Annotated in this window: 12 protein-coding genes and 1 riboswitch; of the genes, 8 read left to right on the top strand and 4 right to left on the bottom strand. The window is 36.1% G+C overall.

Annotated features, from left to right (window positions below; all coding sequences use genetic code 11):
* Positions 1-3: 3 nt before the first annotated feature.
* Both recJ and NOV28_RS10660 read right to left on the bottom strand, forming a co-directional pair.
* The gene (recJ, locus tag NOV28_RS10665; RefSeq protein WP_255930909.1) at positions 4-1713 is read right to left on the bottom strand and encodes a single-stranded-DNA-specific exonuclease RecJ; all 1710 of its coding nucleotides are present in this window, start codon (positions 1711-1713) and stop codon (positions 4-6) included.
* Positions 1714-1828: 115 nt separating this feature from the next.
* Positions 1829-3451, bottom strand: coding sequence for an ABC-F family ATP-binding cassette domain-containing protein (locus NOV28_RS10660; protein ID WP_255930864.1), 1623 nt, complete (start codon positions 3449-3451; stop codon positions 1829-1831).
* 169 nt (positions 3452-3620) lie between these two features.
* On the opposite strand from NOV28_RS10660, the gene smpB reads away from it, so the two are divergent.
* The 3 genes from smpB (at position 3621) to NOV28_RS10645 (ending at position 6418) form a co-directional block, all read left to right on the top strand.
* Positions 3621-4079, top strand: a complete 459-nt coding sequence (gene smpB / locus NOV28_RS10655; protein WP_255930852.1) for an SsrA-binding protein SmpB — start codon at positions 3621-3623, stop codon at positions 4077-4079.
* A gap of 77 nt (positions 4080-4156) precedes the next feature.
* Positions 4157-5578, top strand: a complete 1422-nt coding sequence (locus NOV28_RS10650; RefSeq protein WP_255930841.1) for an OmpA family protein — start codon at positions 4157-4159, stop codon at positions 5576-5578.
* 99 nt (positions 5579-5677) lie between these two features.
* Positions 5678-6418, top strand: a complete 741-nt coding sequence (locus NOV28_RS10645) for a YebC/PmpR family DNA-binding transcriptional regulator (RefSeq protein WP_255930839.1) — start codon at positions 5678-5680, stop codon at positions 6416-6418.
* A 44-nt stretch (positions 6419-6462) separates the two neighbouring features.
* On the opposite strand, the gene NOV28_RS10640 is transcribed toward NOV28_RS10645, so the two are convergent.
* Positions 6463-6753: a GNAT family N-acetyltransferase gene (locus NOV28_RS10640; protein WP_255930837.1), complete on the bottom strand. Its 291-nt coding sequence runs from the start codon at positions 6751-6753 to the stop codon at positions 6463-6465.
* 110 nt (positions 6754-6863) lie between these two features.
* Here NOV28_RS10640 and NOV28_RS10635 point away from each other — a divergent pair, with 110 nt between their 5' ends.
* A complete protein-coding gene (locus tag NOV28_RS10635; RefSeq protein WP_255930835.1) occupies positions 6864-7286 on the top strand; it encodes an OsmC family protein in 423 nt (140 codons plus the stop codon).
* 6 nt (positions 7287-7292) lie between these two features.
* Here the strand turns inward: NOV28_RS10635 and NOV28_RS10630 are convergent, their stop codons facing one another.
* Entirely contained in the window at positions 7293-9923 is a 2631-nt protein-coding gene (locus NOV28_RS10630) for an MGH1-like glycoside hydrolase domain-containing protein (RefSeq protein WP_255930832.1), read from the bottom strand.
* A 100-nt stretch (positions 9924-10023) separates the two neighbouring features.
* Positions 10024-10128, top strand: a riboswitch (SAM riboswitch).
* A gap of 54 nt (positions 10129-10182) precedes the next feature.
* Between NOV28_RS10630 and NOV28_RS10625 the strand changes: the two genes are divergently transcribed.
* From NOV28_RS10625 to NOV28_RS10610, 4 genes are all read left to right on the top strand, one after another.
* On the top strand, positions 10183-11127 hold the full coding sequence (locus NOV28_RS10625) for an alpha/beta fold hydrolase (protein WP_255930830.1): 945 nt from the start codon (positions 10183-10185) through the stop codon (positions 11125-11127).
* 2 nt (positions 11128-11129) lie between these two features.
* On the top strand, positions 11130-12668 hold the full coding sequence (locus NOV28_RS10620) for an ACT domain-containing protein (RefSeq protein ID WP_255930828.1): 1539 nt from the start codon (positions 11130-11132) through the stop codon (positions 12666-12668).
* A gap of 17 nt (positions 12669-12685) precedes the next feature.
* Complete coding sequence (locus NOV28_RS10615) at positions 12686-13864, top strand: O-succinylhomoserine sulfhydrylase (protein WP_255930826.1); 1179 nt, start codon at positions 12686-12688, stop codon at positions 13862-13864.
* Positions 13865-13934: 70 nt separating this feature from the next.
* Positions 13935-14945, top strand: a complete 1011-nt coding sequence (locus tag NOV28_RS10610; RefSeq protein ID WP_255930824.1) for a homocysteine S-methyltransferase family protein — start codon at positions 13935-13937, stop codon at positions 14943-14945.
* The last annotated feature ends 41 nt before the right edge of the window (positions 14946-14986 follow it).

Raw genomic sequence — 14986 nt, 5'->3', positions numbered from 1 at the left:
TTTTTAATGAAACTTCACATCCCGAATATTCAAGAAATAGGTTACGTTTCCTTTCCAATGATTTTCTTCAGCAGTAAAGGCGATATCGAAAGTTTTTTCTCGGAATTGATCGGCGTGTTTGCCTAATTTAAATCCGACACATTCGATGTTTCTTCCCGTAGAATCTTGTTTGATGTAAAATTTGATGTGACCTGCATCTTTTCCCATCGTTTTTACATATCCGGAGACTTTTTGGTTCTTTAAAACCAAAACAGGTTTCATATTATGAGGCCCGAAAGGTGCAAGTTTACGATGGAAATTGAAAAAATCTTTGTTCAAATCATCTACTTCCACTTCAGAATCGATGGTGATACTTGGTTCTTTTTGGTGCTCCTGAATTTTTTCGGCAACTACTTTTTCAAATTTTTCACGGAACAAATCAAATTTATCTTTTTCCATGGAAAGTCCCGCAGCAGCTGGATGTCCGCCGAATTTAGTGAAAAATTCAGAGCAATTTTCCAATGCATCATGCACATCAAAATCTGCGACGGAACGCGCGGACGCAACCAATTCACCATTGTTTCCATCAGTGAAAACCAAAGTGGGTTTATAATAAGTTTCAATCAATCGCGAAGCTACAATTCCGATTACGCCTTTGTTCCAATTGGAGCCATAAACTACCGTAGTGTAATTTTCGAGTTGACCGGTTTCTTCGATTTGCAAAAGCGCTTCCGTAGTGCTACTCATATCCATCTCTCTTCTGGAATCGTTGAGCGTGATGATGTCGTTAACGATTTGATGGGCTTGTTTTAGATTGTCGGAAACCATCAATTCAACAGCTGCTTTTCCATGAGAAATTCTACCGGCCGCATTGATTTTCGGAGCGATTTCGAAAACGATGTTGGAGATTTCAAAAGTCGCCAATTTATCTTCCGGAATTAGCATTCTTAAACCTAAATTCCGTGATTTTCTTAAAATTTTTAAACCTTGTTTTGCTAAAACCCTGTTTTCGCCGGTCATAGAAACAATATCGGCTGCAATAGAAATTGCTAATAAATCGGTGAGTTCAAACAATTCAGCTTCCGGAATTTTATAAATCGTATTGAGTCCTTGACATAATTTAAAACCAACGCCACAACCCGAAAGTTCTTTGAAAGGATATCGGCAATCTTTTCTTTTCGGGTCTAAAACAGCGACAGCTTCTGGAATTTTGTCTCCAGGTAAATGGTGATCGCAAATAATGAAATCTACGCCGAGATTTTTGGCATATTCAATCTTATCGATGGCTTTTATGCCGCAATCAAGTGCGATAATTAGTGAGAAATTGTTTTCTTTAGCAAAATCGATTCCTTCGTTAGAGATGCCGTAGCCTTCGGAATTTCGATCTGGAATATAGAAATCGAGGTATTTTTTCTCTACAATTTTGCTTAAATAAAGGTACATGAGAGCAACCGCGGTGGTTCCATCGACATCATAATCGCCATAAACCAATATTTTTTCTCCATTTTCGATGGCAGTTGCGATTCTATCTACCGCAATTTGCATATCTTTCATCAGAAAAGGATTGTGGATATCGTTGAGGTTTGGTTTGAAAAATTCTCTTGCTTTCTGGTAATTATCAATGCCACGAAGAACAAGGATTTTAGATTCAAAAGTTCCAAAACCAAGCGAGGAACTTATTCCATCGACAGTGTCGGCGTCGGGTTCGGGCTTATAAATCCATTTTTGACTCATCATGTTACAAAAATACAAAAAAAAATGTTGGGAATTCGGTGGTTTCTAAGTTCGTATTCAAACAAAAAAAACCGTTCAAAATGAATTGAACGGCTTTTAAATAAATTATTTGTTGTTAAGAATACATCTGTTCTTGTAGTTCTTTCACTTTTTTATCGGCCAAATATTCATCGTAAGTCATTTCTCTATCGATGATTCCTTTTGGAGTGAGTTCAACGATTCTGTTACAAACAGTTTGCAACATTTCGTGGTCATGAGAAGAGAGTAGAATAGTGCCTTTGAAATTGGTTAAAGAGTTGTTCAAGGTCGTGATGCTCTCCAAATCGAGGTGGTTGGTTGGTTCATCTAAAAGCAAAACATTGGCTCTTTGTAACATCATTCGAGAGAACATACAACGCATTTTTTCTCCTCCTGAAAGTACTTTACAAGATTTCAAAGCTTCGTCGCCCGAGAAAAGCATTTTACCCAGGAAACCTCTCATATATTCTTCGTGACGTTCCTCATCGTTTTTGGTGAATTGACGCAACCAATCAACCAAATTGATGTCTTCTTGGAAGAAATTGGTGTTGTCGAGCGGCATATAAGACTGGTTGGTAGTGATTCCCCAGTTGAAGCTTCCTTTGTCCGGTTGTGCATTTCCGCCTAAAATTTCGAAAAATTCGGTGATTGCTAAACTGTTTTTGGAAATGATCGCTACTTTGTCGCTTTTCTTTAAATTCAAATCGATATTTGAAAATAGAAGTTCTCCGTCTTTAGTTTTTTCTAAATCTTTTATTTCTAAAATTTGATCACCTGCTTCACGTTCTGTATCAAAAATAATTGCCGGATATCTTCTAGATGAAGGTTTAATGTCGTCGATGTTCAATTTGTCGATCATTTTCTTACGTGCTGTAGCCTGTTTTGCTTTCGCTACGTTGGAAGAGAATCTTGCGATGAAATCCTGAAGTTCTTTTTTCTTTTCCTCAGCTTTTTTGTTGGCTTGTTGACGTTGTCTCGTTGCAAGTTGCGAAGCTTGGTACCAGAAAGAGTAGTTTCCGGTGTAAAGATTCAATTTAGCATAATCTAAATCGCCTATGTGGGTACAAACGGTATCGAGGAAGTGACGGTCGTGAGATACAACGATCACCGTGTTTTCATAATCTGCCAAGAAATCTTCCAACCAAGAAATGGTGTCGATGTCAAGGTCGTTCGTAGGCTCATCGAGAATCAATACATCCGGATTTCCGAATAAAGCTTGTGCCAAAAGAACCTTTACTTTGTTTTGGTTTTCTAGCTCGCTCATCATTTGATAATGCATATCTTCTTTGATTCCAACGTTAGAAAGCATCGTCATGGCATCAGATTCTGAATTCCAACCGCCCATTTCATCGTACAATACGCCAAGTTCTCCGGCTTTGATACCATCTTCATCAGAGAAATCTTCTTTTGCGTAAAGCGCATCCATCTCCGCTTTAATTTCGAAAAGTTTTTTATTTCCTCTTAACACAGTTTCGAGTACAGTGAAATTATCGTAAGCAAAGTGATCCTGCTCCAAAACTGACATTCTCTTTCCGGGTTCTAGAGATACTGAACCAGTAGTTGGATCTTGTTTTCCGGTTAATATTTTAAGGAAAGTAGATTTTCCGGCACCATTTGCACCGATAATTCCGTAGCAGTTTCCTTTGGTAAACATGATATTTACTTCATCGAAAAGCACTCTTTTCCCGAATTGTAATGATAAATTAGATACTGTTAACATATAGTTTTGTAAATTTGGCGCAAAATTACGAAAAGAAAACGGTTTTTTTTAAGCATTTATAAGTTTCGTTGGTTTTAATTATTAAAATCAAAAAAAAAGAAATTAAGATAAAATTTTGTTAATGTTAAAAAAAAATATATTTTTTTTTGAAACCCAAATTTGATGATCAATGAAGATAGAAAAATCAATCAATATTTTTAATAAAAGAGCCCGATTTGAGTACGAGATACTTGAAGAAATCGAGGCAGGAATGGTGCTTACAGGGACTGAGATCAAATCGTTGAGGTCTTCAAAGGCGAGCATCACAGAAGCGTTTTGCCAGTTCATTGATGGAGAATTATACATCATTAATATGATGATTGATGAATATAAATTGGGAACTTTTTATAATCATAAGACAAAAAGGGAACGGAAATTGTTGTTGCACAAAAGAGAATTGCAAAAGTTCGAAAAAAAACTAAAAGATGTAGGAAATACAATTATCCCTTTGAAATTATATATTACTGATAAAGGAAAAGCCAAAATTCTTATCGCACTTGGAAAAGGTAAGAAACTCTTTGATAAACGGGAAACTATAAAAGATAGAGAAAACAAAAGAAATCTCGATCGAATATTAAAGAAAAGTTAAAAAAACAGTTAAAATCTTTGTTTATAAAGAAAATTTATATTTATTTTGCATTATCAATTATTTAATCATTTAATTCTATGAAAAATCTAAAATTAGGAATTTCAGCATTGGCACTTACTGTTGCCTCTACTGTTTTCGCTCAGACGACCAGCAACCCGTGGTTAATCGGTGTTGGTGCTCACGGAGTAAATCATGCTGCAGCAGGAGGAAACGTTGGAAATGTTTTTTCAACAGCTTTTGGTGGTGGTGACGGAGGTGAATTGTATAACATAAACAATTTCACAATCACTCCACCGCTTTCTAAATTAACAGTTGCAAGAAACTTAAACAAGTATTTAGTTCTTGATTGGCAAACTTCCGTAGGGAATGTTGACAACAAAAGAATTGGAATGGGAAAAGAATTTTTCCTAATGACAGGTTTGGGTCTTCAATTTAAATTTAATGGACTATGGAATGAAGAGTCTTGGTTTGATCCTTACTTAAGAGTAGGAGCTAACTATCTAAGACATGATTACTCAGGTGCTACAAATGCGGTTGACGGAGATGGACAGAATATCGGAGCTAATCACTTCGCTCTAGCAACAGGATTGGGTTCAAACTTCTGGTTAACTAAAAACTTTGGTCTTGGTATTCAAGGTGATTATGTATCTACCCCAGGAGATAAATCTAGCGTAGCTAACTTTTGGCAAGCTTCTGCATCTTTATTGTTCAGATTTGGAAACACAGATAGAGATAAAGATGGTATTTTAGATAAAGACGATTTATGTCCAGATACTCCAGGTTTAGCTCAGTTCCAAGGTTGTCCTGATACTGATGGCGACGGAGTTCCAGATAAAGATGATCAATGTCCAGATGTAGCAGGTCCAGTTGAAAACAACGGATGCCCTTGGCCAGATACTGACGGTGACGGTGTTGTAGATAAAGATGATGCTTGTCCTACAGTAGCAGGTCCAGCTGAAAACAACGGATGTCCTTGGCCAGATACTGACGGGGACGGAGTGTTAGACAAAGACGATGCTTGTCCAACAGTTCCAGGTCTTGCACAATATAACGGTTGTCCTAAACCTAAATCTGTAACAGCTACTGAAGTAGAAGGAGAATTGAAAAACATTTATTTCGATTTCAACAAAGCTACAATCAAGTCTGAATCAGGACCAAGATTAGATGCTGCTGCTACTTTAATCAAAACAGATGGTGGTAACTATCTATTAGAAGGTCAAACTGATAAAAAAGGTTCTGAAGCATATAACCTTAATTTATCTAGACAAAGAGCTGCTTCTGTAGTTTCTGCTTTAGATGCAAGAGGTGTAGATGTTAACTCACTTAAATCTATCGGTGTTGGTGAAGCTAAAGCTGTAGTTCCAGAAACTGCAACTGATGCAGAAAGACAACAAGACAGAAAAGTAGTTGTAAGAGCAATCGAAGATGCTACTGAATGGGCTACTTACAAAAAATCAGATGTAGTTACTAAAAAAGCTCCAGCTAAAAAGAAAAAATAATTAAATTATTTTTCTAAATAATAAACGCTCTCAGCAATGAGGGCGTTTTTTTATTGACTTAAATTCATTATTTTTGCAAACACAAAATTCATAAAAAATATGGGACGCGCATTCGAATATAGAAAAGCCTCAAAAATGGCTAGATGGGACAAGATGGCCAAAACATTCTCTAAGATTGGAAAAGACATTGCTATTGCCGTAAAAGCTGGAGGACCAGATCCTGAATCTAACCCCGCATTAAGAAGATGCATCCAGAATGCAAAGGGTGCCAATATGCCAAAAGATAATGTAGAAAGAGCTATTAAAAAAGCTTCTGGGGCAGATGCAGAACAATATGATGAGATTACCTATGAAGGTTACGGACAAGGAGGCGTTGCTTTCTTTGTGGAATGTACAACCAATAATCCTACCCGAACAGTAGCGAATGTGAGAGCTGTCTTTAATAAATTTGATGGAAATCTCGGTAAAAATGGAGAACTTGCATTTATTTTCGATAGAAAAGGTATTTTTTCTATCGATAAATCTTTAATTAAATTGCCTTGGGATGATTTTGAAATGGAAATGATCGACGGTGGAGCAGAAGAAATTGATAGTGATGATGAAGAAGTAATGATTACTACAGCATTTGAAGATTTTGGTGCTCTTTCCCACAAATTGGATGAACTCGGCATTGAAGTGAAGAGCGCAGAATTACAACGAATTGCTAATAATACTAAAGAGGTCACTGAAGAACAATTCAAAGCAAACATGAAAATGCTAGACCGTTTTGAAGAAGATGACGATGTACAGAATGTTTATCACAACATGGAAATCTCCGAAGAGTTATTAGAAAAAATGTAACTCAAACATAAAAAAAACCTCAAAATTTCTTTGAGGTTTTTCTTTTATCGTTGTAGCAAGATATCGTCGATATCGGTCATTCTTTGCATAACAGATCTGGCGTAAGAACAATGAGGATAAACCTTCCAATTGTTTTTTCTGGCGAATTTTATGCCTTCTTCTACCAGATATTTCCCCATACCACGACCTTCAAATTTTGGGTGTACCAAAACAAAAGAAATGATGAGCTTATTTTCTTCAGGAAAAATAGTGTAAGTCAATCTTCCAATTTCTTCCTCATCATTATTCAAAGTTATCACACCGCCGTTTCCAGATTGATGGTTTTCGTATTTCATAATTTTTATTTTAAAGATAATGCTTTTTTTAAAACTGAATTTCGGAAGATTACAATTCAGATTTAGTAATTTTGTAAAACAAGAATCTTTCCAATTTTAATAATTTAAAAATGAAAATCACGCTCAATAGAATCAACAGCGATTATTTATTTGAATGCACCAATCAATCAGGCAACAAAATTTTGCTTGATAATACTTCACAGCCGGATGCTAAAGGAATTTCTCCGATGGAATCTATTCTCATGGCAGTTGCAGGTTGTAGCGGAATCGATATTGTTTCGATCCTAAAAAAACAACGTCAAGATATCACCAGTTTTTCCGCTGAGGTTGAAGGAGAACGCGTTCAAGTAGATGATGCAAAACCATTTAAATCAATTTTGGTAAAATTCTTCCTTGAGGGAAATATCGATCCTAAAAAAGCTTTAAAATCTGCTGAACTTTCTTTTGATAAATATTGTTCGGTTTCCAAAACGCTTGAGCCCAACGTAGCAATTGCGTACGAAGTTTATGTAAATGGAAATCTGGTAAATTAATTTTTTCTAAGAAAATTTACCTTTCACGATATTGGTTGGTTGAATGAGTTTAGCAATGGTCGCTGTCCAGCCGGTTTGGTGTGATGCACCAATTCCCATTCCGGTATCGCCGTTGAAATATTCGTAAAACATAATGTAATCTTTGAAATGTTCATCATGATTCATCATGTAATTTCCACCATTGAAAGCCCTTTCACCATTTTCGTTTTTACAAAAAATAGAGTACAACCTTTTGCTCAGATCTTCGGAAACGTAAAGTAAATCTTTCATTTCCCCGCTATTAGTGGGGAATTCTATTTTCATGCTGTCGCCATAATAGTAGTGGAATCGCTGCAAACTTTCTACGATAAGGAAATTGATTGGGAACCAAATTGGACCGCGCCAGTTACTATTTCCTCCGAACATTCGGCTTTCGCTTTCCGCAGGAGTGTATTTTACCGTGAAATCTTGTCCGTCAACTGTAAATTTGAATGGGTTTTCTTCATAAACTTTCGACATTGAACGGATTCCGTAGTGGGAAAGAAATTCTTTTTCATCGACCATCCTTTTCAGGATTCGTGTAAGCCGGGTTTTTCTTAAAATACTCATTAAGTGTTTTCCTCCTTCGCCTTCAACTTCCCAGTGAGATACCAAATTAGCAAGTTCTGGTTTGTTTTTGAGGATCCAATGCATTCTTTTCGTAAAGTTGGGCAATTTTTCTAAAATATCGTGCTCGATAATTTCAACAGCAAACATCGGAATTAAACCTACAATACTTCTTAGTTTCAAAGAAATAGAATCTCCATTATTTAATTGTAAAACATCATAGAAAAAACCATCTTCTTCGTTCCAGAGGCCATTTCTGGTTTCTCCAAGATTCTCCATAGCCGCAGCGATGTACAGATAATGTTCAAAAAATTTGATCGCCATATCTTCATAAACAGGATTGTACAATGCTAATTCCATAGAAATCCTCATCATATTAAGAGCAAACATCGCCATCCAGCTTGTTCCGTCGGCTTGTTCTAGGTGGTCACCGTTTTTAAACTGCATATTTCGGTCAAATGCTCCGATGTTATCAAGTCCGAGGAAACCGCCACCAAAGACATTATTTCCTTTTTTGTCTTTTCGGTTTACCCACCAAGTGAAATTGAGTAAAAGTTTTTGAAAAACACTTTCCAAGAAAGGAATATCTGGTTTTCCGTTTATCTTTTCATCAATTTTAAACACTCTAAAAGTTGACCAAGCATGAACAGGCGGATTCACGTCACTAAAATCCCATTCGTACGCCGGAAGCTGCCCATTTGGGTGAATATACCATTCTTTAGTTAAAAGTTTCAACTGGCATTTCGCAAAATCGGAATCCAAAATCGCGTATGGAACACAGTGAAAGGCCAAATCCCATGTTGCAAACCACGGATATTCCCATTTGTCGGGCATTGAGATGATATCTTTGTTTTGCATGTGCTCCCATTCTGTATTTCTTACAAAATGGTTGAAATTGCGGTCTGCTTTGTATTTTGGGTCACCTTTCAGCCATTTTGAAACATCGTAATGATAGAATTGTTTGTTCCAAAGCAAACCTGCAAAAGCTTGTCGCTGGATATTTTTCTCTTCTTCACTTTCAATTTCGTGTTGAATTTCGTGGTAGAATTCTTCTGTTTCTTTTTTCCTTAAATTAAATATCTTATCGAAATCAAAGAAAGCATCTTCTAAATCAGCGGAAGATAATCGGAAATCAAAACTTTTACTTTCACCTGCTTCTAATTCGGTGTCAACATAGAAACTTGCCTTTGTTCCTGATTTTTCAGGGTTGATTGCTGATGCTTTTCCATGCACCAAATATTCATTAATTCCATCTTTGAAGAACTTTGATTCACTTGGTATATTGAAAAGTTTCGGTGAATTAGTTTCGTTTTCGCAGAAGAATGTATTGGTTCTTTTATCTTTAGCATAAAGCTTTTTCATGGAATTATTTTCATGTTCGATGTCGATAATTCCGTTTGCCGAAGATTTTAGTTTTGGATGATAACGATCGTATCCCCAACTCCAATTATTGCGGAACCATAAAGTTGGCAAAATCACAAGTGGAGCTTTTTTATTGCTTCTATTAACCGCCGTCACACGAATCAGGAAATCATCTTGGGAAGCTTTTGCATATTCTATAAAAATATCGAAATATTCACTATTGTTAAATATTTGAGTGTCAACAATTTCGTATTCAGATTCTTTGCCACTGCGACGCCCGTTTTCATTAATTAATTGGTCGTAAGGAAACTCATTAATCGGATATTTGTACACCATTTTCATGTAAGAATGAGTGGGTGTATTATCCAAATAATAGAAAATTTCTTTAATGTCTTCTCCATGGTTTCCTTGATAATTACTTAGCCCGAAGAAGCGTTCTTTAATCATTTTATCTTTACGATTCCAAAATGAAAATGCAAAACAAAGCTTCTGGTGATCATCGCAGATTCCTGCAATTCCGTCTTCATTCCAGCGATAAGCCCTGCTCAAAGCACTTTCATAACTGGTGTATTCCCAAGCGTTTCCATCGGAACTATAGTCCTCCCGCACGGTTCCCCATTGGCGGTTACTTACATAAGGACCCCATTTTTTCCAGCTTTCATCTAGCATTCTCTCTTTCTCTGCAATCATAATATCATTTTTCAGTTGCGAAAATATGAAATTATTATTTGCCCTAATTTCAAAATAATACCTATATTTGCCACAGATTTTGTTCATTTACATATTGAAAATGTTATCAAGAAAGGTGGAGAGATTAGACTCAATGAAACCTTGGCAACCCTTCGGAAACGGAGAAGGTGCTACATTCTAACCCAATTTCGGGTACAGATAACACGAACTTTTTTTACCTTTTTTCTGGTAGCATTTTCAATTTTATTTTATTTATAAATTGGAAAATACGCTACAACATATCACTCTTCATCAATTTAAACTCCAGTCAGGAAACACTCTTGATTTGAATCTTTCATACCAAATTTTTGGTGCTGAACTTTTTTCTGCGCCCATTATTCTCATTAATCATGCATTGACCGGAAACTCCAATGTTTCGGGAGAAAATGGTTGGTGGAAAACTTTGGTGGGCGATCAAAAAATTTTTGATACGACCAACTTCACCGTCCTCTGTTTTAATATTCCTGGAAATGGGTATGATGGTTTTTTTATTGATCATTGCGAAGATTTTACCACAAAAGATATCGCAAATATTTTCCTTGAAGGACTATTTTCATTAAATATTAAGAAACTTCATGCAATAATTGGCGGATCTTTAGGAGGTGCGATTGGTTGGGAAATGCTCTCCATCAAACCAGATTTGACCGAGAAATTTATTCCCATTGCTTGTGATTACAAAACTTCCGATTGGCTCCATGCTCAATGTTTGGTGCAGCAATTTTTATTGAAACAAAATGAAAAACCTCTTGAAAAAGCCAGAATTCATGCGATGTTGTGCTACAGAACTCCGGAATCTTTGAATTTAAGATTCAATAATGAATGGATTCAAGATCAACAAATTCGGAAATCTCACGACTGGCTCAATTTCCACGGTAAAAGTTTAAATGAAAGATTTAGTTTAAAAGCTTACCATTTAATGAATCAACTTTTGATGACGATTAATACCGATTCTGAACAATTAATAAACATTACAGCAGAAGTTCATTTGATTTCGGTGGATTCCGATTTGTTTTTTCCTGCTTTTGAAATGAAAAATTGTTTCGAATTTCTCCACAAAACCAAGGGAAATGTCTTCTATCATGAAATAAAATCCATTCACGGCCACGATGCCTTTTTGATGGAATACGAACAGCTTAATAACATTTTACAAAAAATATTAAATTAGAAATGATCAAGAAAAACAATATAAAAGTTTTAAAAAACCGCGCAATCATCAAATTTGAAGGCCAGAATTTCTTAGGTGAAGTTGGTGTTGATGGTCGAATTTTTAAAGCACTTACTTTTGCAAGAATCAGTGTAGGAGTGATTTCTCAACAAGCGATAGAAAACGGAATTTCGGTTTTGGTAAGCGAAACTGATGCAGAAAAAGCAGTGAGTTGTCTCATCAATGAATTTGAAAATGAAAGAAAATCCGGAAAAGTAAGCCAGATTTATAGCATTAATAATGTTTCCGTGATTGGCTTCGTGTCCAAAGATTTTAATAAAATCATGTCTGAATTGGCGAGAAATAACATTTTCCCGTTGATTCTGAACCAAGTTGCTGCTGAAAATCGAATCAATATTGTAGTTGCATCTTCCCAAGATGAAAAAGCGAAAAATATTATTGAAGCAGAAATTTTTTCAAAACCTAAAACGGTACACCTTGCAATAATAGGTCACGGAAATGTTGGAAAAACCTTAATTAATCAAGTTCTGGAAAGTGCCGAAGAAATCCGAAATCGAAAAAAAATTGATTTGAAAGTAGTTGCTATCGCCAATTCAAAGAAAATTGCATTCAATAAAAATGGTTTCGGAAATGGTTGGAATGATGAAATTCTGCTAGCAGAAAAACCATCGAAGGTGAATGAATTAATCGAATTTTCTCATGAAAACCAACTTGAAAACCTGATTGTTGTTGATAATACCGCGAGTAAAGATTTTGTGAAAAACTATCCGACTTTGGCCGAGAATGGTTTCGATTTGGTCTCTTCCAATAAAATTTTCAACACACTTCCGATTTCGGAATACAGAAATTTCCGTCATATTTTAGCTAAAAAGAATAAGAAGTATTTGTACGAAACCAATGTAGGTGCTGGTTTGCCATTAATTGATACCATTAAACTTCTACATCTTTCTGGAGAAAATATTACGAGAATCAAAGGCGTCTTTTCTGGATCGTTGAGTTATATTTTCAATAATTTTTCAGTTCGAGACGAGAAATTTTCAACTATTTTAAAAGAAGCGATGGAAAAAGGATTCACCGAACCCGATCCGCGCGAGGATTTATCAGGAAATGATGTTGCCAGAAAATTGCTGATTCTTGCCCGTGAACTCGATTTAATTAATGAATTTTCTGACATTAATGTTGAAAATTTAGTTCCAGAAAATTTACAAAAATGCAGCAATGAAGAATTTTCTCAGAGGTTGATTGAATTGGATGAAGTTTTCGAAAATATTAAAAATCAACAACAAGAAAATCATGTTTTGCGTTTCGTAGGCGATTTGCACGGCGATTTGCAAAAAGAAAAAGGTGAATTGGATGTAAAATTGGTTTCCGTGCCGGCAAATTCCGCACTCGGTCAACTCAATGGTTCCGATTCTATTTTTGAAATTTATACCGAAAGTTATGGCGAAAATCCAATTGTAATCATGGGAGCGGGAGCGGGAGCAAAAGTTACTGCGAGAGGAGTTTTTGGCGATATTTTAAGACTTTCTGAAAACAAATAATCTTTAAAAAAATTACAATGAATCAAGATAATCAAAACAATAATTTCGAAACATTTGCGATCAGAACACAGTCGCAACGATCTCATTTTGATGAACATTCAACACCGTTGTATCTAACTTCGAGTTTTGTGTTTGAAGATGCTGAAGATATGCGTGCAAGTTTTGCCGAAGAAAAAGATAAAAATTTGTATAGCCGTTTTTCCAATCCGAATGTCAATGAATTCACAGAAAAAATTGTGAAAATGGAAGGCGCGGAAGCTGGATATTCTTTTGCGACAGGCATGGCTGCGATATATTCTTCCTTTGCGGCTTTGCTGAATTCCGGTGATCATATTGTGAGTTGCCAATCGGTTTTTGGTTCTACGCATACTTTATTTACCAAATATTTCCCGAAATGGAATATTGAAACCTCCTATTTCAAAGCTGAAGATGCCGAAAATGTGGAGCAACACATTCAACCCAATACCAAAATTTTGTATCTGGAAACTCCGACAAATCCTGCGATTGAAATTTTAGACCTTGAGTTTTTCGGAAATATTGCTAAAAAACACAATCTTATTTTTATTGTAGACAATTGTTTTGCGACGCCTTATCTTCAGCAACCGATCAAATACGGAGCTGATTTGGTGGTACATTCCGCTACAAAATTGATTGATGGACAAGGACGAGTTTTGGGTGGAATCGCAGTTGGGAAAAAGGATTTAATCCGCGAAATTTATTTATTTGCCAGAAATACCGGACCTGCGATGTCGCCTTTCAATGCGTGGGTTTTGAGTAAAAGTTTGGAAACACTTGCGATTCGTGTCGAAAAACATTGTGAAAATGCTTTAAAAGTTGCCCAATTTTTAGAAACTCATCCGAATGTTTCTTTGGTAAAATATCCGTTTTTACCGTCACATCCAAGTTATGAAATTGCCAAAAAACAAATGAAATTAGGAGGAAATATCGTTGCTTTCGAAATAAAAGGAGGAATTGAAGGCGGCAGAAATTTTTTAAATAAAATTAAAATGTGTTCACTCTCCGCAAATCTGGGCGATACCCGAACAATTGTGACGCATCCGGCTTCTACAACGCATTCTAAGTTGTCAGATGACGAAAGAAATGAAGTAGGAATTACCGCCGGTTTGGTTCGTTGTTCTGTTGGTTTAGAAAATGTTGATGATATCATTAATGATTTAAAACAAGCTTTGGCTTAATCAATAGAAACGGACTTTAACGATTTTATTAAAATTAAAAATCACAATTGGATTTGACAAATCTCATAAAATGGAAAATTCAGAACAATTATACAAAGTTTTATCCGAAAGAATTTTAGTTCTAGACGGAGCGATGGGAACGATGCTTCAGCGCTACAAATTTGAGGAAGAAGATTATCGCGGCGAAAGATTCAAAAACTGGGAATATCCGCTGAAAGGAAACAACGATTTGTTGTCTTTAACGCAACCACAGGCGATTGAAGAGGTCCACAGAAAATATTTAGAAGCAGGTGCAGATATTATCGAAACTAATACTTTTTCGGGAACAACCATCGCGATGGCCGATTATCACATGGAAGATTTGGTGTATGAATTAAATTTCGAATCCGCTAAAATTGCTAGGAAAGTTTGTGACGAATTCACCAAAAAAAATCCAGAAAAACCAAGATTCGTCGCAGGTTCTATGGGTCCGACCAATAAAACGGCCAGTTTGAGTCCTGATGTAAATGATCCCGGATTTCGAGCCATCACTTTTGATGAATTGAGAATTGCTTATAAACAACAAGCTGAAGCGCTTTTAGACGGCGGTTCGGATATTCTTTTGGTAGAAACAATTTTTGATACTTTGAACGCAAAAGCCGCACTTTTTGCCATTGATGAAATTCAGGAAGAAAGAAATATTCAAATTCCGATTATGGTTTCCGGGACGATTACCGATGCTTCCGGAAGAACTTTGAGCGGGCAAACTGCTGAAGCTTTTCTTATTTCAATTTCTCATTTGAACCTTCTGAGCGTTGGTTTCAATTGTGCTTTGGGAGCGAAACAACTTACGCCTTATTTGGAAACGCTTTCCAATAATTCGAATTTTTATATTTCCGCTTATCCGAATGCGGGTTTACCGAATGCTTTCGGACAGTACGATGAAAGTCCGGAATTCATGGCAGAGCAAATTCGGGAATATGCTGAAAAAGGTTTGATTAATGTAGTGGGAGGTTGTTGCGGAACAACGCCGGAACATATAAAAGCCATTTCCGATTTGGTGAAAAATTATGAACCAAGAAAAATTAATGTAACAATTTAACAATCTAACAATGTGCTGATTGATAAATTGTTACATTTTTA

The organism is Kaistella montana (genome assembly GCF_024436175.1).
GTDB lineage: Bacteria > Bacteroidota > Bacteroidia > Flavobacteriales > Weeksellaceae > Kaistella > Kaistella montana.
This window is presented reverse-complemented; position numbering and strand designations above follow the sequence as displayed.

What these genes read in the sequence shown, in the direction of transcription:
- recJ (WP_255930909.1), bottom strand. Translation starts at nt 1,713, where the DNA reads ATGAGTCAAAAATGGATTTATAAGCCCGAACCCGACGCCGACACTGTC.
- NOV28_RS10660 (WP_255930864.1), bottom strand. Translation starts at nt 3,451, where the DNA reads ATGTTAACAGTATCTAATTTATCATTACAATTCGGGAAAAGAGTGCTT.
- smpB (WP_255930852.1), top strand. Translation starts at nt 3,621, where the DNA reads ATGAAGATAGAAAAATCAATCAATATTTTTAATAAAAGAGCCCGATTT.
- NOV28_RS10650 (WP_255930841.1), top strand. Translation starts at nt 4,157, where the DNA reads ATGAAAAATCTAAAATTAGGAATTTCAGCATTGGCACTTACTGTTGCC.
- NOV28_RS10645 (WP_255930839.1), top strand. Translation starts at nt 5,678, where the DNA reads ATGGGACGCGCATTCGAATATAGAAAAGCCTCAAAAATGGCTAGATGG.
- NOV28_RS10640 (WP_255930837.1), bottom strand. Translation starts at nt 6,753, where the DNA reads ATGAAATACGAAAACCATCAATCTGGAAACGGCGGTGTGATAACTTTG.
- NOV28_RS10635 (WP_255930835.1), top strand. Translation starts at nt 6,864, where the DNA reads ATGAAAATCACGCTCAATAGAATCAACAGCGATTATTTATTTGAATGC.
- NOV28_RS10630 (WP_255930832.1), bottom strand. Translation starts at nt 9,923, where the DNA reads ATGATTGCAGAGAAAGAGAGAATGCTAGATGAAAGCTGGAAAAAATGG.
- NOV28_RS10620 (WP_255930828.1), top strand. Translation starts at nt 11,130, where the DNA reads ATGATCAAGAAAAACAATATAAAAGTTTTAAAAAACCGCGCAATCATC.
- NOV28_RS10615 (WP_255930826.1), top strand. Translation starts at nt 12,686, where the DNA reads ATGAATCAAGATAATCAAAACAATAATTTCGAAACATTTGCGATCAGA.
- NOV28_RS10610 (WP_255930824.1), top strand. Translation starts at nt 13,935, where the DNA reads ATGGAAAATTCAGAACAATTATACAAAGTTTTATCCGAAAGAATTTTA.